The sequence below is a fragment of the Myxococcus dinghuensis genome, assembly GCF_024198235.1.
GTDB classification, from domain to species: Bacteria; Myxococcota; Myxococcia; order Myxococcales; family Myxococcaceae; genus Myxococcus; species Myxococcus dinghuensis.
The window spans coordinates 121,350-146,947 of the sequence record NZ_JAKCFB010000021.1 but is presented as its reverse complement, the minus strand read 5'-3'; the positions used below and the strand labels follow the sequence as shown (position 1 = coordinate 146,947).

The 25,598-nt window shown below is 70.6% G+C and carries 20 protein-coding genes; 5 read left to right on the top strand and 15 right to left on the bottom strand.

Going from position 1 to position 25,598, the window contains the following annotated elements; genetic code table 11:
- Positions 1 to 14: 14 nt before the first annotated feature.
- From LZ198_RS25895 to LZ198_RS25880, 4 genes are all read right to left on the bottom strand, one after another.
- Entirely contained in the window at positions 15 to 311 is a 297-nt protein-coding gene (locus LZ198_RS25895; RefSeq protein ID WP_253974728.1) for a hypothetical protein, read from the bottom strand.
- A 4-nt stretch (positions 312 to 315) separates the two neighbouring features.
- Positions 316 to 1,842, bottom strand: coding sequence for a DUF4331 domain-containing protein (locus LZ198_RS25890; protein ID WP_253974727.1), 1,527 nt, complete (start codon positions 1,840 to 1,842; stop codon positions 316 to 318).
- Positions 1,843 to 1,947: 105 nt separating this feature from the next.
- Entirely contained in the window at positions 1,948 to 3,072 is a 1,125-nt protein-coding gene (locus tag LZ198_RS25885; RefSeq protein ID WP_253974726.1) for a HupE/UreJ family protein, read from the bottom strand.
- Positions 3,069 to 4,313, bottom strand: coding sequence for a tetratricopeptide repeat protein (locus LZ198_RS25880; protein ID WP_253974725.1), 1,245 nt, complete (start codon positions 4,311 to 4,313; stop codon positions 3,069 to 3,071). The genes LZ198_RS25885 and LZ198_RS25880 overlap by 4 nt, the downstream gene beginning before the upstream one ends.
- 138 nt (positions 4,314 to 4,451) lie before the next feature.
- Between LZ198_RS25880 and LZ198_RS25875 the strand changes: the two genes are divergently transcribed.
- Positions 4,452 to 4,733 (top strand): hypothetical protein, encoded by a 282-nt coding sequence (locus LZ198_RS25875; RefSeq protein WP_253974724.1) that lies wholly within the window; start codon positions 4,452 to 4,454, stop codon positions 4,731 to 4,733.
- A 191-nt stretch (positions 4,734 to 4,924) separates the two neighbouring features.
- Positions 4,925 to 6,694, top strand: a complete 1,770-nt coding sequence (locus LZ198_RS25870) for a hypothetical protein (protein ID WP_253974723.1) — start codon at positions 4,925 to 4,927, stop codon at positions 6,692 to 6,694.
- A 28-nt stretch (positions 6,695 to 6,722) separates the two neighbouring features.
- Here the strand turns inward: LZ198_RS25870 and LZ198_RS25865 are convergent, their stop codons facing one another.
- The 4 genes from LZ198_RS25865 to LZ198_RS25850 form a co-directional block, all read right to left on the bottom strand.
- Entirely contained in the window at positions 6,723 to 7,556 is an 834-nt protein-coding gene (locus LZ198_RS25865; RefSeq protein ID WP_253974722.1) for a hypothetical protein, read from the bottom strand.
- A gap of 234 nt (positions 7,557 to 7,790) precedes the next feature.
- Entirely contained in the window at positions 7,791 to 9,176 is a 1,386-nt protein-coding gene (locus LZ198_RS25860) for a sensor histidine kinase (RefSeq protein WP_253974721.1), read from the bottom strand.
- Complete coding sequence (locus LZ198_RS25855) at positions 9,173 to 9,862, bottom strand: response regulator transcription factor (protein ID WP_253974720.1); 690 nt, start codon at positions 9,860 to 9,862, stop codon at positions 9,173 to 9,175. Before LZ198_RS25855 ends, LZ198_RS25860 begins: the two co-directional genes overlap by 4 nt.
- A 532-nt stretch (positions 9,863 to 10,394) precedes the next feature.
- A complete protein-coding gene (locus LZ198_RS25850) occupies positions 10,395 to 10,670 on the bottom strand; it encodes a hypothetical protein (protein WP_253974719.1) in 276 nt (91 codons plus the stop codon).
- Positions 10,671 to 11,013: 343 nt separating this feature from the next.
- On the opposite strand from LZ198_RS25850, the gene LZ198_RS25845 reads away from it, so the two are divergent.
- Complete coding sequence (locus tag LZ198_RS25845) at positions 11,014 to 11,892, top strand: sulfurtransferase (RefSeq protein WP_253974718.1); 879 nt, start codon at positions 11,014 to 11,016, stop codon at positions 11,890 to 11,892.
- 174 nt (positions 11,893 to 12,066) lie between these two features.
- On the opposite strand, the gene LZ198_RS25840 is transcribed toward LZ198_RS25845, so the two are convergent.
- From LZ198_RS25840 to LZ198_RS25820, 5 genes are all read right to left on the bottom strand, one after another.
- On the bottom strand, positions 12,067 to 13,677 hold the full coding sequence (locus LZ198_RS25840; protein ID WP_253974717.1) for a M20/M25/M40 family metallo-hydrolase: 1,611 nt from the start codon (positions 13,675 to 13,677) through the stop codon (positions 12,067 to 12,069).
- 124 nt (positions 13,678 to 13,801) lie between these two features.
- The gene (locus LZ198_RS25835; RefSeq protein ID WP_253974716.1) at positions 13,802 to 16,264 is read right to left on the bottom strand and encodes an ABC transporter permease; all 2,463 of its coding nucleotides are present in this window, start codon (positions 16,262 to 16,264) and stop codon (positions 13,802 to 13,804) included.
- Between the two features lie 201 nt (positions 16,265 to 16,465).
- Entirely contained in the window at positions 16,466 to 18,082 is a 1,617-nt protein-coding gene (locus LZ198_RS25830) for a HEAT repeat domain-containing protein (protein WP_253974715.1), read from the bottom strand.
- Positions 18,083 to 18,295: 213 nt separating this feature from the next.
- Positions 18,296 to 18,679: a hypothetical protein gene (locus tag LZ198_RS25825; protein ID WP_253974714.1), complete on the bottom strand. Its 384-nt coding sequence runs from the start codon at positions 18,677 to 18,679 to the stop codon at positions 18,296 to 18,298.
- Positions 18,680 to 18,790: 111 nt separating this feature from the next.
- Positions 18,791 to 19,078 (bottom strand): hypothetical protein, encoded by a 288-nt coding sequence (locus tag LZ198_RS25820; protein ID WP_253974713.1) that lies wholly within the window; start codon positions 19,076 to 19,078, stop codon positions 18,791 to 18,793.
- Positions 19,079 to 19,632: 554 nt separating this feature from the next.
- Here LZ198_RS25820 and LZ198_RS25815 point away from each other — a divergent pair.
- Complete coding sequence (locus LZ198_RS25815) at positions 19,633 to 21,393, top strand: RCC1 domain-containing protein (protein ID WP_253974712.1); 1,761 nt, start codon at positions 19,633 to 19,635, stop codon at positions 21,391 to 21,393.
- A gap of 72 nt (positions 21,394 to 21,465) precedes the next feature.
- Here the strand turns inward: LZ198_RS25815 and LZ198_RS25810 are convergent, their stop codons facing one another.
- Together LZ198_RS25810 and LZ198_RS25805 are read right to left on the bottom strand one after the other, a co-directional pair.
- Positions 21,466 to 22,512, bottom strand: a complete 1,047-nt coding sequence (locus LZ198_RS25810) for a hypothetical protein (RefSeq protein WP_253974711.1) — start codon at positions 22,510 to 22,512, stop codon at positions 21,466 to 21,468.
- A 271-nt stretch (positions 22,513 to 22,783) separates the two neighbouring features.
- Entirely contained in the window at positions 22,784 to 24,037 is a 1,254-nt protein-coding gene (locus LZ198_RS25805; protein WP_253974710.1) for an endonuclease, read from the bottom strand.
- Positions 24,038 to 24,542: 505 nt separating this feature from the next.
- Between LZ198_RS25805 and LZ198_RS25800 the strand changes: the two genes are divergently transcribed.
- Entirely contained in the window at positions 24,543 to 25,481 is a 939-nt protein-coding gene (locus tag LZ198_RS25800; protein WP_253974709.1) for a hypothetical protein, read from the top strand.
- The last annotated feature ends 117 nt before the right edge of the window (positions 25,482 to 25,598 follow it).

The window sequence follows — 25,598 nt, the reverse complement described above, 5'->3', positions numbered from 1 at the left end:
AAGCACGGCCATCCCTACCGCTGGAAGAACGACGGGGTGAACGCGTTGACGGGCTCGCTGTCCACGAGGTTCTTGTCGTCCAGCTTCTCGGGCGTGGCGGTGTCCGTCGTCTTCTCGAGGATGAGGCCCCTCACGAAGGTGGTGAACTCCGTGGTGCCGCCGTCCGTGCCGGCGTCGGTGCCCCCGTCCGTGCCGGCGTCGGTGCCGCCGTCGGGGAGCGGATGAGGCGGGTCTCCCTCGCCGCTGCAACCCGTGTAGGCCAGGGCCGTTCCCAGCGCCAGCACACAGGCCATTGCTCGGAGCTTGCTCATGGGCTCACGTCCCGTCGCCATTGGCGCCCGCGTTCGGCGTCGTCAGGTAGGGGAAGACGGCGTCGAACTGGGACGCATCCTGGAGCACGGCGTCGTGGAAGGGGACGTTGCGCGCGGGCGCCTGCGTGTCGTTGGCCAGCAGGTAGCCCATGGACACGCGCAGCGCCACGTCCACCACGTCGTCGCCGGGGCGACGCCCGTTGGGGAAGCCCGCCGGGTCGCAGCCCGCGTTGCCCAGGGTGAGCTGGCCGTTCACGAAGCACGCGGCGGCGCCCAGGTTGTTCTGGCCGCTCTTCGCCGTCGCCGGCAGCGCGGTGTTGAGCCGCTGCATCTCCGCCACGGAGCCGTTCGCGTTCACCCCCGTGACGCCCGTCAGGAACGCCGCGACCAGGTCGGTACGAGGGAAGACGGTGGGGGCCTTCACCCCGGCCCCGCCGAAGAGCAGCTCCAGCACCGCGGGCAGCGTGGGGTGGGTGACGTAGTCGGCGAACTGGGCGTCGTCCTTCGGCTCGCTGGCGTTGAAGCGGTCCTTGTCCTTGATGCCGATGACCACCTCGTTGACCAGGGGCATGCCCAACCGGCTCACCTGCGTCCACGCGCCGCCCTCGCGCGAAGGCGTGGTGTACGTGGCGGCGGGGTTGACGGCGCGGGCCTGGCGCACGCTGGCCGTCGTCCATCCGCCGATGACGCTCTGGGTGCCCGCCTTGAGGCAGGAGATGGGGACCTCGAGCGCCAGCGTGGTGACGTTCTTCTTCGCCAGCGGGTTGGGCACGGCGCCCCGGGCGCTCGGGTCGGTGATGACGGCCGGCGGCGCGTTCACCAGGTCGAACACGGGGCCCAGGTTCACCGCGAAGGACTCGCGGCGCTGGCCCACGAACATCCGGCCCACGCCGGTGCACCCCGGGATGTTCACGTTGTAGATGTGGTGCTGGGCGTAGGACTCGTAGGCGGCGGCGTTGCCCAATGACTTGGTGCCCACGTAGTCCGCCGGCTTGGCGAACGTCGTGCTCCCGCCCGCGGTGTTCGTCAGGTCCTGCGCGGTGCCCGACCGGCGCGCGCCCCGCACGACCTTGACGGAGTAGTTCTCCTGGACGTTCTGGTTGCCGCGGTTCGCGAAGGTGATGGCCCCCACGTTGGTGAAGGGGACGGACACGTTCTTCTGATTGCCCGCGGGGCCCACCGGCAGCGTGATGCCGTTGGCGCCGTTCAGGTTGTTGGTGAAGCGGAACTGGAAGGTGATGTCCTCGATGGCATCACCGGAGTTGTCGATGTGGATTTCATAGAGCGCGTCCGGGTCCAACGAGAAGTAGTTGGGACCGCCATACGCGTCCTGCAAGGGCAGGTAGTTCGCGATGAGCGTCACGGAGTCCTCACGTCCCGCCTCGTAGCTGCGGAACATGTAGAAGTCCGTGGCGTCGACCTTGGGCATGCGGGTGATGAAGGGCGCTTCCCGGTGACTGGAAGCGTCCGCGGCGGGAACGGCGAGCGCCGCTGCGAGCGCCATCGCGCCCGCGAGCTGTCGTCTACTCATGAGGTGGGTCTCCACTGCGTCGGGGTATCGACCGCCAGCGGGCACCTCGCGTGCGACGCCATCAGCGGTCCTCCTCAATACGGCGGCGGGAGGAGTTTGGATGGCTCACACCGGAAGGACGCTCACGCCCAGCACCCGCTCCGCCAACCACACACAGGCGATGAGACCGATGACCGCCGAGCCCCCCACCAGCACCGCGCGACGGTAGAGCGCCGCGCGACGGAACGCGTAGGCCACCGGGAGGAACGCCGCGACACACACGAGCTGCCCCAGCTCCACGCCCACGTTGAAGCCCAGCAGCGCCGCCACGAGTCCGCGCGTCGGCAGCCCCACGTCGGCCAGGACGGACGCGAAGCCGAAGCCATGCAACAAGCCCAGGACGAAGGCCGCCGTCCAGCGCGTGCCTCGGAGCCACGGGACGACGTTGTTCACCGCCGCGAGGATGACGCTCGCGGCGATGGCGGACTCCACCCACCGCGACGGGAGGGACACCCACCCCAGCGAGGCCGCGCTCAACGTGAGCGAGTGCGCCACCGTGAAGGCGGACACCACCTTCACCACGTCGCGCAGCGCGGGGCCGAAGCGGGCCACCGGCTCCCAGCCCTTGCCCGGCGCCCGCGTGAGCACCGAGGGCAGCAGCAGCGCCAGGAGGAACAACAGGTGGTCCAGCCCCGCCCAGATGTGCTCCACCCCGGAGCGCACCATCCCTCCGAAGTGGCTCCACGCGGACAGCGTCTCCAGCGGCACGTCCACCGCGTGGTGGTCCGCGGACAACACCAGCGTGCCCTGCCCCGTCTGGCTCGCCACCTGGACGAGCCCCCGGTGCTGCGGGTCCCGGTCGAAGAGCAGCGTGTAGTCGAGCCGCAGCACCGCTGGCGCCATGGGGCAGCGCGCGGTGAAGGTCAGCACCGCGTAGGCCCCATCCGAGTGGTGGACGACCTGGAGGTCCTCCCCGGTGCCCAGTGGGCAGGGGGCGTCGGGCGTCCCCACCGACAACCTCGCGAGGACGTGGCGGAGGATGTCCGGCCGCCGCGCGCGCACCTCGCCCCAGGTCAACGCGCCATCACCGTCCGCGTCCAGGCCCAGCACCGCGTCCAGGTCGCGCAGGGCCACGTCCCACCGGCCGCTGAACCCCTGCTCCGCGCGCTCGAGGCGCAGATAGCTGTCGCTCGGCTTGTGGGCCAGCGCGACACACGGCAACAACACGAGCACGGCGAGCAGGGGCTTCATGGCGCGGCCTCCTCCAACTGCCTGGCCAGGGCGACGAGGCCCGGGTCCTCGCAGTCCGTGGATGCGAGGAAGTCGAGCGCGGGGCGCGCGGCCTCCGGTCGCCGGGCCGCGAGCGCGGCCTCCAGGAGCACGCGGACGTCCCAGGGCTCGCGCTGCACCCGCCAGTTCTCCAGCGCGAGCGACAGCGCCTTGTCGGCGTCGCGCTCCACGTGCAGCGCGAAGCGGGCCTCCTCCCGCGCGTGCAGGCTGTCACCCCTCAGCCGGCTCGCGGCGTGGCGTGCGGCGAGCTCCTCCGCGAGCACCCGGGCCTCCGGGGTTCCCAGCGCCGTCTCCGCGAGGACGCGGCGCAGGAGCTGCCCGTCGTCCTGGGAGTGGGCCTCCATCAAGCGGGCCACCTCGCGGGGCCGGCCCAGGTCCAGGAGCAGGTCCGCGAACGCGGCCCGGGTGTAGGCGTCGTCCGGGTCCGCCGACAAGGCCTGCGAGTAGAGCACCTCCGCGCGCGCCACGTCCCCCGCGCGGGCGGCGGCCTCTCCCAACGTGGACAGCCCCCAGGCCTGCTCCCGGGGACTCGCCGCGCGCGCACGCGAGGCCAGGACCTGCGAGAGACGCGCATACGCGCGACGCGAGTGGCCGGAGAGGCTGTCCACCTGCGCCCGACACACGGCCGCGGGCAGCTCGCCCACCAGGGCCTCCAGCGGGCCACAGCTCCGCGCCGCCTCGGCGTGGCGTCCCCGGACCCCGAGCACCACCGCGCGCGTCAGCCAGGACTGGGCATCCGCCGGGTCCTCGCGCACGGCGGCCTCCAGGTCCTCCAGCGCGGCGTCGAACTCGTGGCGCCCCTGTCGGATGGTGGCGCGCAGCAGGCGGACCTCGTGGGGCGGCTCGGGCGCGTCCCACCACGGCCCGAGCGCCGCCTGCGCCCAGCCCAGGTGTCGTGGGTCTCCCCGCGCGCGGCCCGCCTCGACCTCCAGCCGGGCCAGCCGCGTGGCGAGGTCGAGCTGTCGGGGATTGGCATCCAGCTCACGGCGCAGCGCGGCACGCTCGCGGGCGCGTGGGTCGGTGGCCGTGGCGGGCACCCGCTCGAGCACCTGCGAATCCGAGCCCGGCGTGAAGGGCGTCTCCCCTCCCGCCGCGCCGCGATTGCAACCCCATGCCAGCGCGAGCACGAGGCCCAGGGGCTTCCACCAGGGGCATCCACCGACATGCGTGAAGGGCTGCATCGCCGCCCAATACGGACCCATGGGCCCGCCTGGATTTCATCGTGAATTCCAACACGACCCCATCCCGCGTCGCGGCGCGCCCCACCCTGGCGTGACTTGCATCAGGCCCCGAGGCACGACGTATCCTTCGCGCACGACTCGAGTTGTGGGGAGGTCACCATGAAGTGCTTCCTTGGCGCGGTGGTGGTGTTCGCGATGTCGACGGGCTGCGGCGGCCCGGAGGTCGAGCAGACCCATGAGGCGTCCTCCGAGAGCGCGCTGCCCCCGGTGAAGAACAACGAGTGCAGGGTGCTGTGCGACACAGGTCCCAACACGGGGGCCAGCGGCCAGACCACCGTCCCGACCCTTCAGGAATGCACGGCCTTCGCCTACTCGGTCTGCGACGCGTCCGCCGGCGGCGCGGGGTACTTCTGGTACAACGGCCAGCAGTACGCGTGGTGAGCCGGGCCTCCGGCGCCCCGGCATGAGCGTCCCTCCAGGACGCGAGGGCGTCCCCGCGCGACGCATGCGCCGCGAGGACGCCACCTGAAGTCCCAGGCAGGACACGCGCCACGCCCCCTGGCACGCGCGTCGCAATCCCGAGGCGGTCGTACCCGCGCGGGTCGGCCATCCGCCGACCTCGGGAGGCGCGCATGTTCTGGAAGGTCATGCAGGTCCTTCGCTACGCGAAGGAGATCCGCATCGGAGTGCAGTCCTCCAAGGCCCACGGCCACGCGAGCGCGGGCGTCTCCTGCCTGGACCGCATCATCGACCTGGGCTTCGAGGGCCGCATCGTCGTCGTCTACGAGGACGGCTGCGCCGCGAAGCTGGTCGACCTGCTCAAGGGCTTCAACCCGGAGGCGGAGGGCCAGACGCTCACCTATCGCGGGAACAAGGTCGCGCTCTACAGCCTGTCCCTCTTCGGCTCCAGCGAGGGCTGGGGGCCGCGCCAGTCGGACGCGGTGGGCATCGTCGCGGCGGCGGACCACCACCTGGAGGAGTGGCCCCAGCGCCTGCGCACGGACGTGGTGCTGGTGCTCCAACCCTTCGACTGGGGGGAGCGCCACCTGGTGAGCGAGGTCCTCGGCTTCGGCGCCAACACGGTGCCCATGCCGGGCCTGCCCACCTACTTCCTGCGCCAGGACTGGCGCACGAAGGTGATGCCCGGCAAGAGCCCGAGCGCCCTGCGCAACTTCCTCATGTCACAGCGCAACGAACGCTTCGACACGCTGCGCGCCGGAGGCCTGGAGCAGGTCCTCCGACTCCAGAGCCAGAAGCAATTGCTGATGCTGCCGATCTACGGCCTCCACTGGTACGACGCGTGGAAGGTCGACATCTCCCCCCAATCGGTGTTGTTGAACATCGTCGGGGCCTCCATCGCGCTGCGGCAGATGCTCGCCAATCACCGCGTCAACCCGGTTCCCTCCATCGCCATCTGCATCTTCGGCGAGACGACCGCGACCTCCCAGGAGGCGGTCGAGGAGATCGCCAAGATATTGGGCAACCCCAAGGTCCGACGCGTGAGTCTGAAGGCCGTGCTCAGTGACACCTTCGACCGGCCGGGCATCTATGTCGTCGAATGCGGCTTCGCCCCCACGGATGTCTTCCGGTATGTGATGACCCAATCCCTGCTCCCCGTGTTCGTCGAGGGAGCCAACAGCGTCAACGACGCGCACCAACTCGGGATGCCCTACCTCTCCGTGCGGCACCTGCGCACCACCGACTACCCGGAGGTGCCCGGGAACATCACGACGACGGAGAACCAGTCGTTCACCACGTCCAAGTGTCGCGCCTGGCTCGACGCCCTGAGCCGCGCGTTGGTCCGAGGTCCGGAGGGCCTCGCGCTCGACGAGCTGACGGTCGCCGCGCTCCTGAAGGACGTGGACCCCCACAGGACCGTGGGAACGCTGCGCCCCAAGGACTTCCTCCAGGTGATGGAGAACCTCGAGGAAGTCGCGGGCGACACCGAATGGGGCTTGCTGAAGACGGCGCTCAGCTACGTGCTGTTCACGTTCCAGAACCAGGAGCAGACACAGAAGCAAGAGATGGCGCTCCAATACAAGGACATCCCCGTCGGCAAGTTCATCTGCGGAACCATCCTCAGCGCGGGCCAGATGGCGTCCTGGTACTTCCTGGGCGACTTCCTCCTCCAATCCGTCACCGGGAACGGCTGGGTCCGGCCGTACTTCAAGAAGGTCACGGAGTTCGCCACGAACCAGGTGAATGACCAGGTCTCGCGCGGGCTGGAGTACTACCACGACGCCCTGCGCTTCCGCAGTGACGTCTGGTACATGCAGAAGGTCCAGCAGCTCATCGCGGAACACGAGCTCAAGGAGCTCCAGCGCCGGCTCGAGGAGCTGCAACGCCTGTTGGACCAGGCGCGCGCTCCCCGCAAGCCGCCGCTCATGCTGACCTACAAGTAGCAGCCGTCATCGCGTCACCGGGCGGGCGTCAGTCCTCTCCTCCGTCGCTCTCGTAGACCGGGTCCGGGACCTCGTAACGGCCGTGGACCTGGTTCTGCGCCTGGCAGCTCTGGGTGCAGGGCGTGGCGGGCGGTGAGTTCTCGATGGCGTCCTCGCCCAGCACGCCCCCCATCCGTCCACCGGACGTGACGCGCCACACCGTCTCGCGCTCGTCCTGGACGAGCTTGGCGGCCACCTGCGGGCTGTCCTTGCCACGGATGAGGTTGGCGTTGCCGAAGTTGATTTTGCCGGTGTACGGGTTGGTGAAATAGAAGACGGCGGGACCCAGCGTGTGGACGTAGTCGATGGTCCCCGTCTCGGAGGCCAGCTCCGGTTCGAGCTGGAAGATGCCGCCCTGGGCGCAGTCCTTGGCCTGGATCTTCATCTTGAGCGTCTGGCCCTCGCGAATCAGCCGCAGCTCGCCGTCCTTGTTCTCCACGCGCAGCGTGCCGCCATCCAGCGTCGCCGTGCCGAGGATGGGCTCCTTGCGCGTGAACAGCACCGTCGTCACGCCGCCGGTGATGTCGAGCGGGTTGTCCGTCGCCTTCAGGGTGTAGTTGTAGACGCCCAGCGTCGACACATCGACGTCGAAGTCGATGTACTTGCCGCGCACCTTCAGGATTCCGTGCGACGGCAGGCTGCCGCCGGGAATCTCCACCTTGCCGCCACCGCCCACGGGCGCCCCGCTGGGGAGCACCAGGCTGAAGCCGCCGCCGGTGCAGGCGACCGAGGTGGCGGCGTGCGCGGAGGGCACGCCGAACAGCGCGCAAAAGCCCAGGGAGAGCAACGCGCCCAGGGCGCGCGGCCGAATCGAGAGACGCATGAGGAGGTCCTTTGACGGGAGGAAGGCCGCGGAGCTGGCGGCTCGAAACCCGCGCAAACACTAACGCCGTCCGTCCGCGCGCGCAAACACAATCCTGGGATGTCCGATACACGAGACACGGCGTTTCCTGAGAGAAAATTCAGCCTCGACGCAGTCGGGGCCCTCCCTGAGAAATCATTCAGCTTTCCAGGAGCGGAGGCCCCCGCTGCCTCCAATCACACACATTCCACCGAATCAAGACATCGCGCGCGCCGGCAGCTCCAGCACCACCTCCGCCCCGGTCCGCCTGTCCTGGGAGACCCAGACACGGCCGCCGTGGCGGCGCGCCACCTCGCGGACGATGGCGAGCCCCAGGCCCGCGCCGGGCGTCGCGCTCGACAGCTTGCGGAAGGGCGCGAACACCGCCTCCCGCAGCTCGGGCGGAATACCGGGCCCCTGGTCCGCGACGCTGATGCGCGCGCACGCGCCCTCGCGCCAGACGCGCACGTGGACCTCCGCGCCCCGGGGCGAGAACTTGAGGGCGTTCGACAACACGTTGTCCACCGCGCGGCGCACGCCGCCTGGGTCGAACCACGCCTCCACGCGCTCGGGCGCGTCCAGGAGGATGAGCAGCGCGCGGGACTCCGCCTCGGCGCGCGCGGCCTCCACCGACTGGCCCACCACGGCGGCCAGGTCCGCCTTCGTCCGGTCCCACTCGCCCCGCCCCAACGCGGTCAGCTCCAGCAGCTCGCCCGCGAGCAGCGCCAGTCGCTCCACTTCCCCCCGCGCGGCGCGGAACGAGGCGCGCAGCTCCTCGGGGCCCCGCTCGCGCCGCAGCGCGAGGTCCATCCGGGTCCGCATGAGGGACAGGGGCGTGCGCAGCTCGTGCGCCGCGTCCGCGATGAGCCGCTCCTGCTCCTCGCGAGCCCCGCGCAGCTTGTCGGTGACCTCCGCCAGCACGTCCCGGAGCTGGCCGATCTCATCCGTGCCGCCGTCCTGGGCGGGCGCCCGCGAGAAGTCACCCTCGCGCAGGACGCGCAGGTGCCGGGTGATGGCCCCCAGGCGTCCCGCCATGCGGCGGGCCACGACGGTCTGGAGCACCAGCAGCGTCACCGCCAGCAACCCCGCCACGGCGAAGGCCCGGCGGTAGTAGCCGCGCACCGAGCCATCCACCTGCGCCATCGTCGCGGTGAGCCGCAGCGCGTACAGCTCGCCCTGGGGTGAGCGCACGTTGACCACCGCTTCACGCACCCGCGTGCCGTCCGGCAGCGCGTGGGTCGACAGCCGGGGCGGGCTCCCGGGGTCTCCCGGGATGAGCGGCGCCGCGCCCGCCTCCAGCTCCGACACCATGGGGTGGTGCATCAGCAGCCGGCCGTCCTGGCCGAACAGCTCGCCGTGCGGCGCGAAGGGCTGGACCTGTTCGAGCAGGGGGTAGCTGGAGAGGTTCAGGTGGTCGCGCTTCTCGGTGCCCTCGAAGAGGCTGACGCTGAGGCTCTCCACCGCCGCCTGGGTCAGCAGGGCCTGGTCCAGCGCCGTCTCCAGGTCGTAGCGGAAGAGCTGCCCCGCGACGACGAGCGAGAGCAACGCCGCGGCCGACGGCACCAGGACCCCCAGCAACCACAGCCGTCGAGCGAGCGTCATGACCCGCGCGGCCCCTGCTCGACGAGCAGGGTGTAGCCCACGCCGCGCACGGCCCGGATGGTGACGTCCCCGGCGCCCAGCCGCTCCAGCTTCGTGCGCAGGTAGCCCACGTACACCTCCAGCACGTTGGGGCTGCCCTCGAAGTCCGGTCCCCAGGACTGCGTCATCAAGCGCGCGCGCGCCTGCGGGGTGCCCGGCTGACGCGCCAGCGACAGCATGAGCGAGAACTCGCGCGCGGTGAGCGGCTCCTCCTGGCCTCCGCGCCGCAGCACCCTGCGACGCGAGTCCAGCACCACCGTGCCCATCCTCACGGGCCCCCCGTGCTGCTCGTCCCGACGGTGCAGGGCCTCCAGCCGGGCGAGCAGCTCCTCGAAGTCGAACGGCTTCACCAGGTAGTCGTCCGCGCCCGCGCGCAACCCCGTCACCTTCTCCCCGGTGGTCCCCCGGGCGGTCAACATCAGCACCGGCGTCTGCAACCCCGACTCGCGCCACTGCTTGAGGACGGAGACTCCGTCCTGCCCGGGCAGGGACCAGTCCAGGAGGATGACGTCGTGATGCGAAAGCTCGTCCTGTGACAGCGTGATTCGACCGCTGTCGCAGACGAGCACCTCATGGCCCTCCTCCTCCAACCCCTGGCGCAGGAGGAGCACCATCGCCTCTTCATCTTCGACAAGTAGGAGCTTCAAGGCGGTTCACCATGAACCGACCCGGTGCACGTCGCGACGCGGAGCGGCTCGACGCCGATGAGGGGACGCCGCTCGGAGTCCGACCCGGGTCAGGTGGCTGGCAACACGTGCCGTTTCACTTCCGTGACACCGGATGACATAGAAGAGTGATTTCCAGTCAATTCCATTTTACTGGGTGAGCGGCGCCCGCCGCAACCCGCGCGTCACCGCCTGCCCGCAGGAAGGGCCTCACCGGCACCCGAGGCATCATGGGGCGCCTGTCTGACGAGCCCCCTGGTGGAGGTCGCCGCCCACGGGAGGTGCGGGACGACGGCCGCCCCGAGCGGCGGCGCGGCATCCGGCTTGGCCGCGACGACGACCCGTGGTCGGGGTGTCCGGCCGGCACCATGGCTTCCGGACCCATGCCCTGGCGTGGACGGGCGCGGGTGCCCGGGGCGCGTGGCGCTTGGTCCGCGCGCTCCCGGGCGGAACGGACACGTCCGCGCCGGAAGCCTCGTGAATCATTCAGTGGGGGGACGGCGCTCCCACCGACTCAGAAGACACACTGCGGCGTGCAGGTGGCGCAGCCCGGGTCGTTGTACAAGCACAGTTCGAAGCACACGTCGCACAGGCTGCACTGCTCGCGGCAATTCGCCCGGCAGTTCACGTCATCACAGAAGCTATAACAGTACGACAGACAGGGCGTGAGTGGCTGACCGGCCTCGGACTGCTCCACGGGTCCGGTGGGCTCGGCGCCCGTCTCCGTGGGCCCACATCCCGACAACGACAGTCCAACCACAGCCAGCAGAACGGCGGACCAACGCTTCATGGGGACATCCTTTCGTGAGGGAGTCGGCAAGCATTCTGCGCGCCTCTCGAAGGGGCTCCGGCGAGGCGCCCCACAAAGACAGCTCAACTGTCATCCACCCGACAGAAGAGAGGCCTTGTCGGAGGGTCAAGCCCCGAATCTTGTGTTGTTGGTTCGGCAGGGGCACCGGGCGCGCGGGTCCGGGAAGGCGCGGACGGCGAGCGCGGCCCCGTCTGCCTCCTTCAACGTCACTCCAGGTCCCGGCATGCCGCCCCTCCTGCTGGGGCCAACATGCAGGTTCGGCAGACTTCATCCGGGTCGAGGACTAGGCTCAGCGGCTGGACCTCCATCCAAAGGAAAGTGGATGACTTCGCTCCGATTGCCAGGCCCCACCGTGTCCGTCCATTGGCTGGCCGAGCACCTGGGGCACCCTCGGCTCATCCTGCTGGATGCCAGCCTGAAGCCCTCGACGACGGCCGCCTCGGTCCCGAGCCCCGCGAGCTCCGTGCAGGTGCCTGGCACGCGGAGCTTCGATTTCGACAAGCGGATCTGCGACCAGGAGACCCCACTGCCACACATGATGCCGCCTCCTGCGTTGTTCGAGCGCGAGGTCCGCGCGCTAGGTGTTCGTCGCGACAGCGTGCTCGTCATCCATGATCGGATGGGGGTCTACGCGAGTCCTCGTGCCTGGTGGATGTTCAAAGCCATGGGGCACGAGCAGGTGGCCGTGCTTGATGGCGGCCTGCCCGCATGGCTCGAAGCCAACCTGCCGACGGAACCGGTCGGCACACCCCCCGTCGAGCCCGGGGACTTCGTTGCACAGCCGCACCCGGGGCTGTTTTGTGACGCCGAACATGTGGAAGCCGCGCTGTCGGACCCGCGGTATGTCGTTCTCGATGCGCGCTCGGAGGGACGGTTCCTGGGCCGCGAACCCGAGCCACGTGCCGGGCTGCGTCCCGGCCATATGCCCAATGCCGTGAACCTCCACTTCGGTCAGGTCCAGGCAAACGGCCGGATGCGCACCGCGGAGGAGCTCGCAGCGATCTTCGCGTCAAAAGCGGGGCGTCAGCAGAAGCTCATCTTCAGCTGTGGCTCGGGAGTGACAGCCTGCATCCTGACCCTGGCCGCCGAACTGGCCGGCTACCCGGCGCTTGCAGTCTATGATGGCTCGTGGAGTGAGTGGGGTCTGCCCTCCGCGCGGCCCGTGGTCACGGATGCCGGTCCCAGCGGGCGCACCCCATGAAGAACCGCGGCTCGAAGGGCCGTGCTGGCAGGAGTGCTACTCCTCGCGCGCTGGACACCACGCTCCGCCAGGTCGGCAGTGAACCCGAGCAGCAAGGACGGCTTCGTGAATCCCCCCGTCTATCGAGGCTCCACGGTCCTGTACTGGAGTGGCTTCCCGTCCTCACCAGACGACTCACGGCGTCCTCGGCCCCGCCTCCTCCACCGCCGCCGAGGCGAACCTCCGGAAGAAGCTGCGCTCGTTCCAATGCGGGCGCTCGGGCGTGTTCGCCACGGTGAGGGAGAGGTCCGCGAGCAACCGGACGAACTTCGCCGCCGCCTCCCGGTCCATGGGTTGGCGCACGTCATCGGAGGGCGCGTGGTAGTGCCGGGTGCTCCAGGTCTGGAGCACGCGCGCCTCGGGAGAGCCCGGCGCGTGGCCGAACTTGAAGAACAAGGCGGGCACGCCCTTGCGGATGAAGGCGTACTGGTCGCTGCGGATGAACAGCATGCGGTCGGGCTCGGGGTCCGGGACCAGCGTCACGCCATGGGCGGCGGCCACCTGCTGGAGTGGCGCCTCCAGCGAGGACTCCTCCTGCCCCATCGCCACCATGCGGGTGAGCGGGAACAGCGGCAGGAACATGTCCAGGTTGAAGTTGGCGACGATGGAGGACAGGGGCACCGTCGGCTTCGCGGCGAAGTAGCGCGACCCCAGCAGGCCCTTCTCCTCGCCCGTCACCAGCAGGAAGAGCACGGAGCGCTTCGGCTTCAACGCCTGGAGGGTCCGCGCCACCTCCAGCACCGCGGCCACGCCCGTCGCGTTGTCCATGGCGCCATTGAAGATGGCGTCCCCCTTCACCGGCACCCCGACCCCGATGTGGTCCAGGTGCGCGGTGAGCACGACGTACTCCTTCGCCAGCGTGGCATCACTGCCAGGCAGCAGGCCCACGACGTTGGAGGACCTCACCGGAGCCTGCGTCCACTCGGCCCGCGCCTCCAGCCGGGTGGGCAGCTCGAAGCGAGGGAGCGGCTGGTTCGCATCCGCCTTCGCCAGCACCTCCTTGAAGGTGTGCGGCGCGCCCGCGAACAGCTTCTCGGCGTGGCGGTTGTCGAAGACCACGCCGATCTTCAGCCCTCCGTCTTCTATCAGTGACGGGTCGGCGAAGGTCATGGCGGGTTCGAACCGCGACGAGGCGATGCGCGCCCAGGGCATCTCCTCCTTCTTCGGGTGCATCAACATCATGATGCCCACCGCGCCCGCCTCTCGCAGCACCTTGACCCGCTCCTCGAGCGAGCCGTGGTGGGCGACGAGCGGACCGGAGATGTGGGCGGGTCCTCCGTAGAGGAAGACGGCCACCTTCCCCCGGACGTCCAGCCCCGCGAAGTCGTCATGGCCCGCCTCGGGAATCGACAGGCCATACCCCACGAACACCAGCGGGGCGTCTACCTGCCCCGACTCCCCCAGCCGCGCGCTGATGAACGCCTCGCGGCCGATGACCAGGGGGATGCGCCGTCCGCCTCGGCGGAGCGCCAGCCGGGAGCTCGCGTCCACCAGCCGCCGCGAGACCAGCTCCACCTCCTGGGAGTACCCCGCCCCGGCGCCCGGCTGGATTCCCATCGCCGAGAGCTGCTCCACCACGTAGTTCGCGGCCTTCTGGTACCCCTCGCTGCCCGTCTCCCGCCCTTCCATCGCGTCGTCCGCGAGCACCCGGACGTGGCCCCACCAACGCTCCGCCTCCGGAGATGCGGCGGAGGCCAGCACGGGCAGGAGGAGCATCAGTACGACGGACAGCGGGCGACGGGACATGGGAGCCATCCAGGACAAGGGCCTGACTCCTCAACGCCCGACACGCGGCGCGATTTCCCTCCATCGCGGGTCCTGCCCGTCACCGCCGGGACCGCGCCTGTCGACAGGAGCCCCCCGGCCCCCCTCATGATTCCGCGCGCAGGGCTTGCAGCGGGGAGATGCGCGTGGCGCGGCGGGCCGGCAGGTAGCAGGCCCCCAGCGACGCGGCGGCCAGCAGGAGCGTGACGCCCACGAAGGTCCACGGGTCGTTCGCGGTGACGCCATACAGCCACCGCCCCAGCAGGTGCGTGAGGCCCCGTGCCCCCACCAGCCCCAGCCCGAGCCCCACGCACGTGCGCCGCACGCCCTGCCACAGGACCAGGCGCAGGACCTCCCCGGGCCGGGCCCCGAGCGCCGCACGCACCCCCAGCTCATGCGTCCGCTGCGCCACCGTGTACGCCATCACGCTGGCGAGCCCGAGCAGGGTCAGCACCAACGCGACACCGGCGAAGAGGCCCAGGAGCAGCGTCACGAAGCGCTGGGGGAGCAGGCCCGCATCGATGAAGGCATCCACCGTCTCGATGCCCGACAGGGGGACTCCCGCGTCCAGGGCGCGCACCTCCGCGCGCACCGAGGAGACCAGCGACAGCGGCTCGCGCGAGGTGCGCAGGATGAGCGTCAACGCGTTGAGGGGGAACTGCGTGTGGGGCACGTACACCTCGGGCGTTGGCGCGGCGCCCAGGCTGGAGTGCCGGACATCCCTCACGACCCCCACGACTTCCTTGGCCGCGTCCCCTCCCCAGCCCAGCTTCACCCGCTGCCCCAGCGCGGTGCGCCCCTCGAGGAAGTGACGCGCGAAGGCCTCGTTCACCACCACCACCGGCACGGACGTCCGGTCGTCGCTCACCGCGAAGTCGCGCCCCGTCACCAGGGGAATCCCCAGCGTCCGGAAGTAGTCCAGGCCCACGAAGCGCAGGCGCGCGCTCTCCTGCGTCGGGGGCAGTCCCTCGACCTGGACACGGGTGTCGTTGTCGCGCCCGCTCAACGGCAGCACCTCCGCGGTGCTCACGGAGAGGACGCCGGGCAACCCCCGCAGCCGCTCCTCCAGGGACGCATAGAAGTCGGAAACCCGGGCGGAGGACATGGGATAGCGCGAGGCCGGCAGGTCCAGGGCGACCGTGAGCAGCCCGCGCGCCTCGAACCCGGGGTCCACCCGTGTCAGCCGCACCAGGCTGTTGACGAGCAGCGCCGCGCCCACCATCAACACCAACGCGAACGCCGTCTGCGCCACCACGAGCAGCCCTCGCAGGCGCAACCCCGAACGGCTCCCGGAGAACGCGGCCCCCTTGAGCGCCGCGTGCAGTGCCCACTCCGTCCCGCCCAGCGCGGGCAACAGGCCACAGCCCAGGGCCGTCAGCACCGACAGCAGCGCGGTGAAGGCCAGCACCACGCCGTCGACCCCGACCGTCTCCAACCGAGGCACGTCCGGCGGCACCAGCGCCAAGAGCAACTGCGTGGTCCATACGGAGACCAGCAGGCCCGCCACGCCCCCCATGAACGACAGGAGGAAGCTCTCCGCGAGCAGCCACTGGACCACGCGGCCCCGGCTGGCCCCCAGCGCGCGCCGCACCGCCACCTCGCGCCGACGCACGGTGGCGCGGGTGAGCATCAGGTTGGCCACGTTGACGCAGCCGATGAGCAACACCGTGGCCACCGCGGCGAACAACAGCCACAGCACCGGGCGCACGCCCCCGACCAGCCGCTCCAGCGCGGGCGTCAGCCGCACCTGGTCATAGGTCGTGGCGCCCGCGTGCTCACGCGCCAGTCCCGCCGCCAGCGTGTCCAGTTCGGCCCGCGCCGACTCCACGGAGGCCCCCGGCTTCAGCCTCCCGATGGCCGCCTCGTAGCGCATGTAGCCGCGACTGGTGGGGATGGTGCCACCGTACACGCTCGGCTCCGCGTCCACCGCCACGCTCACCCAGACGTCCACCGGCTCGCGCTGGAGGGGGAACGAGAAGCCCTCCGGCATGACGCCCACCACGGTGAAGGGGCGGTCATCCAAGCGCACCACGCGCCCCAACACGCGCGGGTCTCCCCCCGTCGCGCCAGGGAAGTGCCTCAGCCAGAAGGCGTGGCTGAGCACCACCGGACTCACGCCGTCGCGACTGGCCCCCAGCCGATCCTCCTCCGGCCAGAAGGTGCGCCCGAGCGTGGGAGCGACGCCCAGCAACGGGAACAGGTCCGCGGACGCGATGACACCCGAGACACGCGTGGCCTCCCCCGCGCCCGTCATCGTGAAGCTGTTGGGTTGATACACCGCGAGCCGCTCGAAGGACGTCGTGCCCGCGCGCCAGTCCAACAGGTGGGGATAGGACACGCCCCCCACCTCTCCCGAGCGCGCCTGCTGCACGACGACCAACTGCTCCGACGACGGATAGGGCAAGGGCCGCAGCAACACGGCGTTCAGCACGGTGAAGAAGCTGACGTTGGCGCCAATCCCCAACGCCAACACCCCCACCGCCACCCACGTGAAGCCCGGCGCCCGACGCAGGCCGCGCGCGGCATGTCGCAGGTCCTGCCAGAGTCCCGCCAGAGTCACCGCCACCATTCCGCGCTCCTCGCTCCCAGTCCGTCGCCGCCGCGCGGGACTGGAAGAAGCGTGCCACGGGTCATGCACACCCGTGACAGGAGCGAATCCACACCGCCGTGACACGACTGGCCGCTTCCGGGATTGCTCCGTCCCACGCGTGGAATGCCAGGGCCTCCCGTGAGCCGCACCCGAGCCCATGCCCAGCGGGCTTCGGGGCCCTCAAGGGAAGTCGTCGTCGGACGCGGGGCCTTCGTTCCACCCGCCCCGTGGCGCCCATGAACGCGGAGCCGGAGGAGCGGCATGTCCCTCCTCGCGGTCGAGCTGGTGCGCCAGCGCGTCGTCGAACACCGAGTCACAGGTGCCGCGGAGCCGCGCCTCCAGCAGATGCGCGAGGTCTCCCGGCGCACCCAAGCGGTCGAGCACGCACGCAGCCTCCTCGGCCTCGGGCGCGGGCACCAGGTCCGTACGCGCCGCGCCCCTGATGTAGAGGTCTTCGTCGCGACGGGGGAGACGCGGCGCCACGACCGCCCGATGGAGGAGGGGACGGCTCGCCTCGGCGTCCACCAGGCCCAGCCAGTGGATGGCCTCGGCGCGCAGGAGCGGGTCGGCGGACCCGGCGGCGGTCTGTCGCAGCAACGCCAGTCCGTCATGAATGCCCTCGCGGACCAGCCCCGTGGCCGCGCGGAGCTGGACCCGCGGGTGGTCCGAACGCAGCAGCACCTGGAGCCGCGCGCGCCATGCCTCACCGGACTCCTCGAGTCCCAGCAGCCCCTCCAGGGCCCACGCCTGGAGCCACGCGCCCTCCGCGTGGAGCCAGCGCAGGAAGAAGGAGCGGTCATCCGCCATCGGCGCGCGCGCGGCGAGCCGGAGCACCTCTCCCACGAGCGGGAGGTTGTCCGGGTAGCGCTCGGCGACGAGCGCCCAGCGCAAGGCCATGGGGCGGTCGTGCTCGAACAGGGCCCGCACCAGGAGCCGCCGTGTCGGCGTGGCCACGGCGAAGGAGGAGAGGCGCTGATGGAACAGCTTGCGCGCCCCGGGCCACGTCGCGAGGAGCGACACGGCCGCGTCCAGTGGCTCCGGATGCGGCACGAGCCCCGCGCCCAGCTTCCACGCCTGGCTGTCCGTGTGGAGGTGCGCACCCAGGACCTTCAAGAGCCCCGCCTCCCCGCGCGCCTCGAGCAGGTCCTCGAGGGGCAGCAGCAACGCCTCCACCCCTCTCCGATGGAGGTCCGGATGGGACCGCAGCAGCCGGCGCTGCTCGTCGGCCGACAGCGGGTGCAAGACCCAGGAGCGCAGGGGCGTCACCTCGAGGCGACGGGCCCACCGGACCAGCAGGTCCCACACGCCCGGGCGATGTCGTTGCGCACGCGCGACGAAGCCCATCGAATCGGCGTCACCCTCCGTCCCCGACGCCTCGAGCCTCGGACGGTCCTCGTCCCACCACTGCCGGAACACGGCCTCCACGAGCCTGGGCGTGAGCGCTCCGGGTAGCAGGTTCGTCAGGAGACTCGTCCGGACCTCCGGTGGCTGGTGCCGCAACAGCTCCCCGGCGAACGCCTCGGCCTCCGGCTCGAGCGCGATGGCGAAGAACACGAGGGAGAGCGTCAACGGGAGGCGCCCGGGGGCGGAGAGCGGCGGCTCACGCCGGCCTCCTTCGTGCGCGAGCCGGACCAGCTCCTCCCGGGACAACGTCAACCGGTGCGCGTCCGTCCAGGTGGCGACGACGGCCTGCTCTCGCACGTCTGGCGGCTGCCGCGCGTCGAGGAGGATGGAGCGCAGGATGGCGTGTCGCTCGGGGCCCCTGGCGAAGCGACCGATGAGCCGGACGACCCGCACCCGGACGTCCACTTCGGGAATCACATCGAGAGACGAGACGAGTCGACCGACCAACTCCTCTCGCGAGGACCACACCATCCTGGGATGGGAAGACACATCGGACGCCGTGTTGGGACCGGTGGGCGAGGCCGGCTGCAAGAGTGCAGGGACTCCATCGACGCTAGACGGGGCGCAGGCTCCGCGCAACCGTCCTCACGGCTCCGCGCCGGCGTACTACTTGGACCAACCCGGCCCCGGGCCCATCTCGTAGTCACGACGAACCCGTTCGGCGGTGGCCACGGAGAAATCCGTGCAGCGGTCGAACGTGGTGCAGAGGCGATAGTCCCCCGACGCCAGCTCGACCTGGAAGAACCCGTCCCGGTCCGACTTCGGCGTGGCCACCTCCTCTTCCGAGGGGAGCGCCCGGACCACCAACGTCATGGACGTCGCCTCCACGTCGCAGCCGCTCGGACACACGTCATCGACGAAGGTCGTCACGCCATAGACGCCCTGGGAAATCGACACGGCGACCTCCGGGTCGAAGTCACCACCACAGGCCAGGCCGCCCAGGACCAGGGCTGAAAGGCCACAGGACCGCAGCCAGTCTTGGGAAGTCATGACACCGGAGCGTACCGCCCGGCCCGCCACGCCGACAAATCCCCGCCCTCGCCAGGCGCATGCGGGGCCCGGGTACTGCCTCCAGGCCCCGCGCGCGCGACCGCTCGACGACTAGAGCGGGCAGACCACCGGACCGCTGCTGCCACAGGCATAGCGGCTGATGAAGTAGTGGCCCAGCTCCGCGCTCCAGTACGAGTACATCACGCGGCCGTTGTTGCAGCGGATGGACGAGGTCATCACGATGCAGTGGAGGTCCTCGTTGTACTCCAGCCCGGCCTGGGACTCGCCCAGCGCGGGGGTCTCCGTGTTGGCCGCCGGCTCCTCCAGCGCCTCCGTGCCGCCACAGCCCGCCACCAGCGCGCCCACGACCAACAGCCCACTCATCGTCCAGTTACGCATGATGCCTCCAATCCAGGTGAAAAACCGGGGGCCGAATCCATCTACTCCAGTACCCCAGCTACAATAACGAGGGACCCGGGCGGGGGTCGCATCGCGCCGCGACGCGGCCCACGGATGGCCTCCTCCCGGGGGTCGGGGGTCGGGGGTCGGCGATGCGCTGGGCCATCGACCGAGATGGAGCCCGAGCCCCTCCACCGCGTGGGGACCTCGACCGGACACGAGCAGCCCCAGGTGAAGGAGTGCTCCCCTCCTCCACCGCCCCGGGCCCCTGGCGCGGGGGCTGGACGAAGGGCCCCGGCGAGCGGACGGGCTCCGCCGAACCAGGACTGAAACACAGACATGCGGGGTCTGCGTCGACTCGCGCCGCGTGAGCACCCGTCCACCTCCGCGTGGCGTCCTTCCCCGGGTTTCCTCATCCCCGGTTCCCTCTGAAATTCCCTGGAAACATGCGGCGATAGAGGCCTCCCCCTGCTTGCGCACGCCCCGCGACGAGCGTAAGAGGCAGCCCTCTCGATTCTGCAAATCAATCTCAATACCCCCTCGAGGAGTCCCCCATGAAGTATCGTGCCTGCGCCCTGGCGCTCGTGGCCCTGTGGCTTTCCGCCTGCGGGTCGGACGTGGAGACCACGCCCGGCATCCCGGCCACGCCCCGTATCGAGGTCGTCTCGCCCACGCCTGGCTTCACGTCCGAGGAGCCGGTGGTGCGGCTGAGCGGCACGGTGAACGCGCCCGGGACGCTGGCGAGCCTGACGGTGACGGTGAACGGCGGCGCCGCGCTCCCGGTGGAGGTGACGTCGGTGGGGTCCTCCGGGTCGTTCTCCGTGGAGCTCACCCTGCCCGAAGGCGACAACACCGTGCGCATGGAGGCGGTGGACCAGGTCGGGGGCAAGGGCACGCAGAAGGTGACGGTGCGCTACGCGCCGGAGTCGGAGCCTCCGCAGGTGCGGGTGGTGTCCCCGGACGAGGGGCTCGCCGTCTCCGTGCGCCGGGTGCGCGTGGAGGCCGTGGCCACGGACAACAAGGGCGTGGTGAGCGTGAGCTACTCGCTCAACGGGGGCCAGGAGCAGTCCCTCGCCGTCCCCACGGACGCCGCGGGCACGCTGGCCTTCGAGGTGACGCCCAAGCCCGGCGCCAACGCGGTGAAGCTGACGGCGCGCGACGCGCGGGGCAACGCGGGCGAGGCGACGGTGTCCTTCCACTTCGGCGGGCTGGGCACCGCGGGGGGCCTGCACAGCGGAACGCTGCGCGACGGCCGCGTCTACACCTGGGGCCGCAACAACCGGGGCCAGCTCGGACTGGGCGCGGACGTGACGGCGGACCAGAAGCAGCCGCAGGTGGTGCCGGGGCTGGAGGCGGTGACGTCCATCGCCTTCAACCAGAACTTCGCCACCGCGCTCACCGCGGACGGCAGCGTGTGGACGTGGGGTGAGAACTCGGACAGCCAACTGGGCCAGGGCGCGGCGCCGGTAGAGGGCGAGACGCGCGCGCTGGACATCACGCCGCGCTACGCGGCGACGCGGGTGCCGGGCATCAGCGGGGCGGTGGCGGTGGCGCCGGGCTTCCGCCACACGCTGGTGCTGCTCGAGGACGGCACGGTGCGCGCCTTCGGCAACAACGCGAACGGCCAGTTGGGCGACGGCACCGTGGTGGCGAAGGACTACCCGGTGGTGGTGCGGGGCCTGACGGACGTGGTGAAGGTGCTGGGCGGCTCCATGCACTCGGCGGCGCTCAAGCGCGACGGCACCGTCTGGGTGTGGGGCCGCAACGACTACGGCAACCTGGGCAACGGCGTCGCCGACGGTGACAGCCACCCGCTGCCCAGCCAGGTGCCGGGCGTGACGGACGTGGTGGACATCGCCAACGGCCGCGACCACCTCCTCGCGGTGCACACGGACGGCACGGTGTCCGCGTGGGGCCTGGACGTCAGCGGCCAGCTCGGGCTCGGCTTCATCAGCCCGGGCACCGAGAGCGCCACGCCGGTGAAGGTGAAGAACGTCACCCAGGCGCGCGCCGTCTTCGCCAACGGCAACTACAGCTTCGCGCGGCTGGCGGACGGCTCGCTGATGGCCTGGGGCCAGAACTTCAACGGCCAGCTCGGCCTGGGCGTCTCCGAGCAGACGCACCCGGAGCCCACCGCCTCGTCGGCGCAGGTGGCGCCGCTGTCCTCCATGGGCATGGGCGCCACGCACGTCATCGCCGTGCGCAAGGACGGCTCGGTGTTCGCCTGGGGCTGGAACCTCAACGGGTCGCTCGGTCCCGACGCCGTCATCGACCGCTGGTCCTACACGGACCCCATCCCGGTGACGCTGCCCTGAGTCCCCCCGCCTCCCGGCGTCGCGGTCCGCCACGACGCCGGGGAGGCCCCTCGCTCCAGGGATGCGGCGGCGTCACTCCGCCGGGAGCTTCAGGGTGAGGAGGTCATCGCCGAGCTTCAACTGGAGCGTCCCATCCTCCGCGACGCGCAGGCGGTCGGTGTCGAAGTACAGCGGCTTCGGGGAAGGAAGCCGGGACTCCGCCACGAGCGCCCCGTCCGAGCCCCGGAAGGCCTGGAGCACGACCGTCTGGTCGAGCATGCTCGTCAGGATGAAGACGTCCCGCGTCGGGTGGACCCGGATGGCGGGGGAGTCCAACCGCAGTCCCGCCAGCCGCCCCGACGCCACCGGCTTCAGCCCCCGCCGCGTGTCGAGCACCTCCCAGTCCTGCGTCCCGCAGAGGATGAGGTTCCGGTTCCGGGTGAAGGCCAACGCCTGGTGTGACGAACGCGGCCGCGAATACACCAGGTTCCCCGCCCCGTCGTAGACGAGCAACCGGAACGACGACCGCCTGCCCACGGACGTCAACAGGATGCCCACCGCGTCGCCATCCGGAGACCGGGCAATCTCCGACGGCGCCATGGGTTCGGGGAGGGGCGAGCGCCACTTCAGCTTCGCGTCGCGGTCGTACGTCGCGACGAACCAGCGCGTCGGGGTCGCCTCCGCCGCCTGTCCCGCGAGGATGAAGGCGCCGTCCGGCTCGACCGAGGCCACATGGGGAAACTGGGCGAGCTGCCCCGTGGACACCAGGGGCTGTCCCTCGGCCGAATAGGCCCGGTATTCGAAGGAGGCCCCCCCGACGTGGCTGTCGAGTGACTGCCCATAGGTGATGAGTCGATTGCGTCCGGGGTCGTGGATGAGCGCGCTCAGCCCGGGGAGGAAGAAGGTCCGTCCATCGAGCCGCACCTCATAGCCGCTTGGATCAGCGCCGCCCTGTTTCACCTTCGCGGAGAAGCGCCCCTCGCCAGACGCGGGAGGAGGTTTGCGCGCCACGACCTGGAAGGCGGGCGGAGCCTTCGGTGCGCCCGTCGTCCCAACGGCCTGCGCGGCGGCGGGGCCACCGTGAAGGAGCCCACCCACGAGGACGCACCACACCGCGAGACGCCACCATCGCTGGACCATCGCGCTCTCCCATCATCGACTTCGGGTCGGGATGGGACATCTCACGGGTTTTCCGGGTTCCTGGCGAGAATCCAGACAAGGAAGCGGAGGCAGGCGCCCCTCGCGCTCCACGGGACATCCGTTCCCGAGCGTCCGCTCGACGCGGGCCTTCGCTCGACCGGGGCATCCCGGGAGCCATGCCGCGCATCGGTGAGACGGAACAGCGCCGCCGGAGCCCGGGCCTGGGGCGCTTGCGCCACCCGGGCCCGGTCCCCCGACGGTCGGACTCGCGTCAGAAGTCCTTGATGCGGTCGGCCAGCTCGGAGTGCTCGACGAACTGGTTCACGTTGCCCTGGATGTTGGCGACGCGGCGATTGCGCTCGATTTCAGCCGAGTCGACCGCGTCCAGCTTGTTCCACTGCTTGAGGACCGCCTCCTCGTCGTTGGGGATGCCCTTGTTGTAGGTGGCGGAGAAGTAGAACATCGCGCGCGCCACGTTGCCCTTGTGGGAATCTGGCGGCTCGAAGACGGTCTTCCCGCTCGCATCCGTGCCGAGCTTGGCGCCGTCCTGGCTCCACTTCACGTTCACCACCACGCCGAACGGGAAGCTGCTGCGGCGCGAGTTGGCCTTGCTGTCCGTGGGGAACAGGTGGTGCAGGTCGCTCTTGGCCACGCCCGTGGCGCCCTTGGACTGCGGCCACGTGTGCTCCACGTTCATCACGGAGCTGCTGGGAATCTTCCCGCCCTTGATTTCGGCGTCCGTGTAGACGCACTCGACGTTGCCGTCCTGGTTCACGTCCAGGCTGGAGAAGATGAGCTTGCGGGCCTCGTTGTAGCTGACGACCTTCTTGCCGTTGGACGAGTCACGCACGGCGCGCAGCAGCGCGTCGTCGCGCAGGCCGTCGAACGGGTCGTCGGAGGGCTCCGGCTGCGGCTCCTCGGGGGCCTTCGTCTGGGAGACGATGTTCAGGCCCCACTGCTTCAGGGTGCCGACGTCGCCCTTGGCGGAGTCCTGCACCTCCAGCGTCCACTTGCCCTTCGTGGGCTCGCCGGCGAAGTCCTTCAGGTCGAACGCGCCCTTGAGGTCGTCCGCGGAGCCGCCCGCGCGGTTCGACACCACCGCCGTCTTGCCGGAAGGCGACGTCAGCTTCACGGTCAGGTCGCCGCGGTACGTGTGGGCGATGTCCAGGTCCAGCTTGAGGGAGTCGACCGTGGTGTCCTCGGCGACATCCAGCGTGCTGGTGACGGTGGAGTTGTCCTTGATGGCCGCGTTGGGGCTCGTGCTGTAGACGAGCGGGGCGCCCGCCTGCTGGGCGGCGGCGGCCTGCTTCGCCGGGACCGCCTGCTGCACGGTGGGCGTCACCGGGACGTAGACGGCACCGAGCTTCGTGAGGACGGAGGCGCTGAGCCCCTGTCCCGCCCGCGAGGGCTGGAAGTCGTTGCGAGCCGACGTGGAAGCCTTCGCGGACGCGGGGGTCGTCTCACGGGCAGTGTCGGAGGGGCGAGCGGAGAGGGGCGAGCGACGGGGGCCGACAACGCTGGTCATGCGCGAATTATCGATCACCCGGGGGTGCGGGTTGTGTCGTGTCGCAGATTTTTCACACGACCCGAAAACGTGGGAATCCGGTTTCCGGGCTGATTTTCCGCCCCGGAGGACGGTGCGGGAGCCCCGGCACGTACTCGGGGCACGCCCGGGCGTCACCGGGAGCGGAGCCCCGCTGAATATTTCGAAAGGTTTCACCGACGCGGCGTCCCGCGCGGTGCCGGGCCAGTTCCGGTGGCGTTGGAATTCGAGGCCGCCGTGCGGGACCGGGGCTCCGGAGGGCCGCTCGCGTGCGGGCCGCGCGCGCCCACGTCCAATTCCATCCACAATCCGACAGGCATTGTGCTCCGACTGGAGGGCACGCAATTCCTGGCGCATGAAGCCGGAGAACACAGCGCAAGGACAGCAACCGTCCCAAACCCTCGCGGGCGGGACGGAATGCCACACATTGATTCAGGCTGTCCGCTTCAACTCCCGCCCGCAAGGCGGGAACACGAGGTCATCCCCCATGAGCCGCATCCCCCGACTGAGCAACCCTCCGCAGTCCGCCAACTACCGTCCCCCCAACACCAACCGGCCCGCCAACCCCAACCGCCCTCCCGTGCAGGGGCCGCCCCGGACGCCGGGCAACCTCAACCCCGGAGTGCCCCCGCAGCACAACCAGGGCCAGGCCCCGGCGATGCGGCCGAGCAACCAGCAGGCCCCCGCGCTCGACATGAACAACGCCGCGACCCTCACCCACGGGATGAACCCGAACTTCGTGCGCCCCGCCCTCGAGAACGGGCGCCTGAGCTCCGCCTACGAGCGCCTGGGGCCCAACGGGAACTACCACCGGCCCGCGGACCGCAACGGCGGTGGCGCGCTCGGCGTCTACACGCGCGCCCAGGGCGTGGGGCAGGACACCTGGAGGGCGCAGGGCCACGGCGTGGGCAGCAACCCCAACAACGCGCAGTTGGTGCTCAACCCCAACCTGCTCCAGAACAACCCCAACTGGCGGGCGTCCACCACGGACAACATGGGACGCGTCCCCGGCTCCACCGCGGCGAACCAGGCGGCCCTGCCTCCGGGCAACCCGCTCCAGCGCACGCGGCCCATGTGGGCCCAGCAGACCGAGAATGGCCGCAACCAGAACTTCAACAACACCGTCGCGGGGACCCAGCCCCACCAGCAGAACGAGCAGGTCCACTGGCAGAGCATCCCGCTCAACAACGGCAACCTCCGGGGCATCCTCACCACCTCCCCGCAGACGTTCAACCAGATGATGCAGATCCCCGGCGCGCAGCCGAGCGGGCTGCGCCCGCCGAGCGCCGGCAACGGCATCCAGGGCCTGGGCACGGTCCCCGTCGGCAACCAGCGCGTCCCCGTGGTCCAGGCGGAGCCCAACTCCTCCCAGGCCAACGCGCTCAAGCTCGGCGGCATCACCGACAGCACCGGCCACGTGCGCTGAGGCGCTCCCCCGGCGGGAGGGCCCGTCACGGCCCTCCCGTCGCCCCACCGAATGCCCGCGGGTGAACAGTCAACCCGCCCGCCGAGGCAAACCCTGACATCGTCAATCCTAGACTCG

What these genes read in the sequence shown, in the direction of transcription:
- LZ198_RS25800 (WP_253974709.1), top strand. Translation starts at nt 24,543, where the DNA reads ATGAGCCGCATCCCCCGACTGAGCAACCCTCCGCAGTCCGCCAACTAC.
- LZ198_RS25860 (WP_253974721.1), bottom strand. Translation starts at nt 9,176, where the DNA reads ATGACGCTCGCTCGACGGCTGTGGTTGCTGGGGGTCCTGGTGCCGTCG.
- LZ198_RS25810 (WP_253974711.1), bottom strand. Translation starts at nt 22,512, where the DNA reads ATGGTCCAGCGATGGTGGCGTCTCGCGGTGTGGTGCGTCCTCGTGGGT.
- LZ198_RS25850 (WP_253974719.1), bottom strand. Translation starts at nt 10,670, where the DNA reads ATGAAGCGTTGGTCCGCCGTTCTGCTGGCTGTGGTTGGACTGTCGTTG.
- LZ198_RS25815 (WP_253974712.1), top strand. Translation starts at nt 19,633, where the DNA reads ATGAAGTATCGTGCCTGCGCCCTGGCGCTCGTGGCCCTGTGGCTTTCC.
- LZ198_RS25840 (WP_253974717.1), bottom strand. Translation starts at nt 13,677, where the DNA reads ATGTCCCGTCGCCCGCTGTCCGTCGTACTGATGCTCCTCCTGCCCGTG.
- LZ198_RS25895 (WP_253974728.1), bottom strand. Translation starts at nt 311, where the DNA reads ATGAGCAAGCTCCGAGCAATGGCCTGTGTGCTGGCGCTGGGAACGGCC.
- LZ198_RS25845 (WP_253974718.1), top strand. Translation starts at nt 11,014, where the DNA reads ATGACTTCGCTCCGATTGCCAGGCCCCACCGTGTCCGTCCATTGGCTG.
- LZ198_RS25820 (WP_253974713.1), bottom strand. Translation starts at nt 19,078, where the DNA reads ATGCGTAACTGGACGATGAGTGGGCTGTTGGTCGTGGGCGCGCTGGTG.
- LZ198_RS25870 (WP_253974723.1), top strand. Translation starts at nt 4,925, where the DNA reads ATGTTCTGGAAGGTCATGCAGGTCCTTCGCTACGCGAAGGAGATCCGC.
- LZ198_RS25875 (WP_253974724.1), top strand. Translation starts at nt 4,452, where the DNA reads ATGAAGTGCTTCCTTGGCGCGGTGGTGGTGTTCGCGATGTCGACGGGC.
- LZ198_RS25805 (WP_253974710.1), bottom strand. Translation starts at nt 24,037, where the DNA reads ATGACCAGCGTTGTCGGCCCCCGTCGCTCGCCCCTCTCCGCTCGCCCC.
- LZ198_RS25835 (WP_253974716.1), bottom strand. Translation starts at nt 16,264, where the DNA reads ATGGTGGCGGTGACTCTGGCGGGACTCTGGCAGGACCTGCGACATGCC.
- LZ198_RS25825 (WP_253974714.1), bottom strand. Translation starts at nt 18,679, where the DNA reads ATGACTTCCCAAGACTGGCTGCGGTCCTGTGGCCTTTCAGCCCTGGTC.
- LZ198_RS25880 (WP_253974725.1), bottom strand. Translation starts at nt 4,313, where the DNA reads ATGGGTCCGTATTGGGCGGCGATGCAGCCCTTCACGCATGTCGGTGGA.
- LZ198_RS25865 (WP_253974722.1), bottom strand. Translation starts at nt 7,556, where the DNA reads ATGCGTCTCTCGATTCGGCCGCGCGCCCTGGGCGCGTTGCTCTCCCTG.
- LZ198_RS25890 (WP_253974727.1), bottom strand. Translation starts at nt 1,842, where the DNA reads ATGAGTAGACGACAGCTCGCGGGCGCGATGGCGCTCGCAGCGGCGCTC.
- LZ198_RS25885 (WP_253974726.1), bottom strand. Translation starts at nt 3,072, where the DNA reads ATGAAGCCCCTGCTCGCCGTGCTCGTGTTGTTGCCGTGTGTCGCGCTG.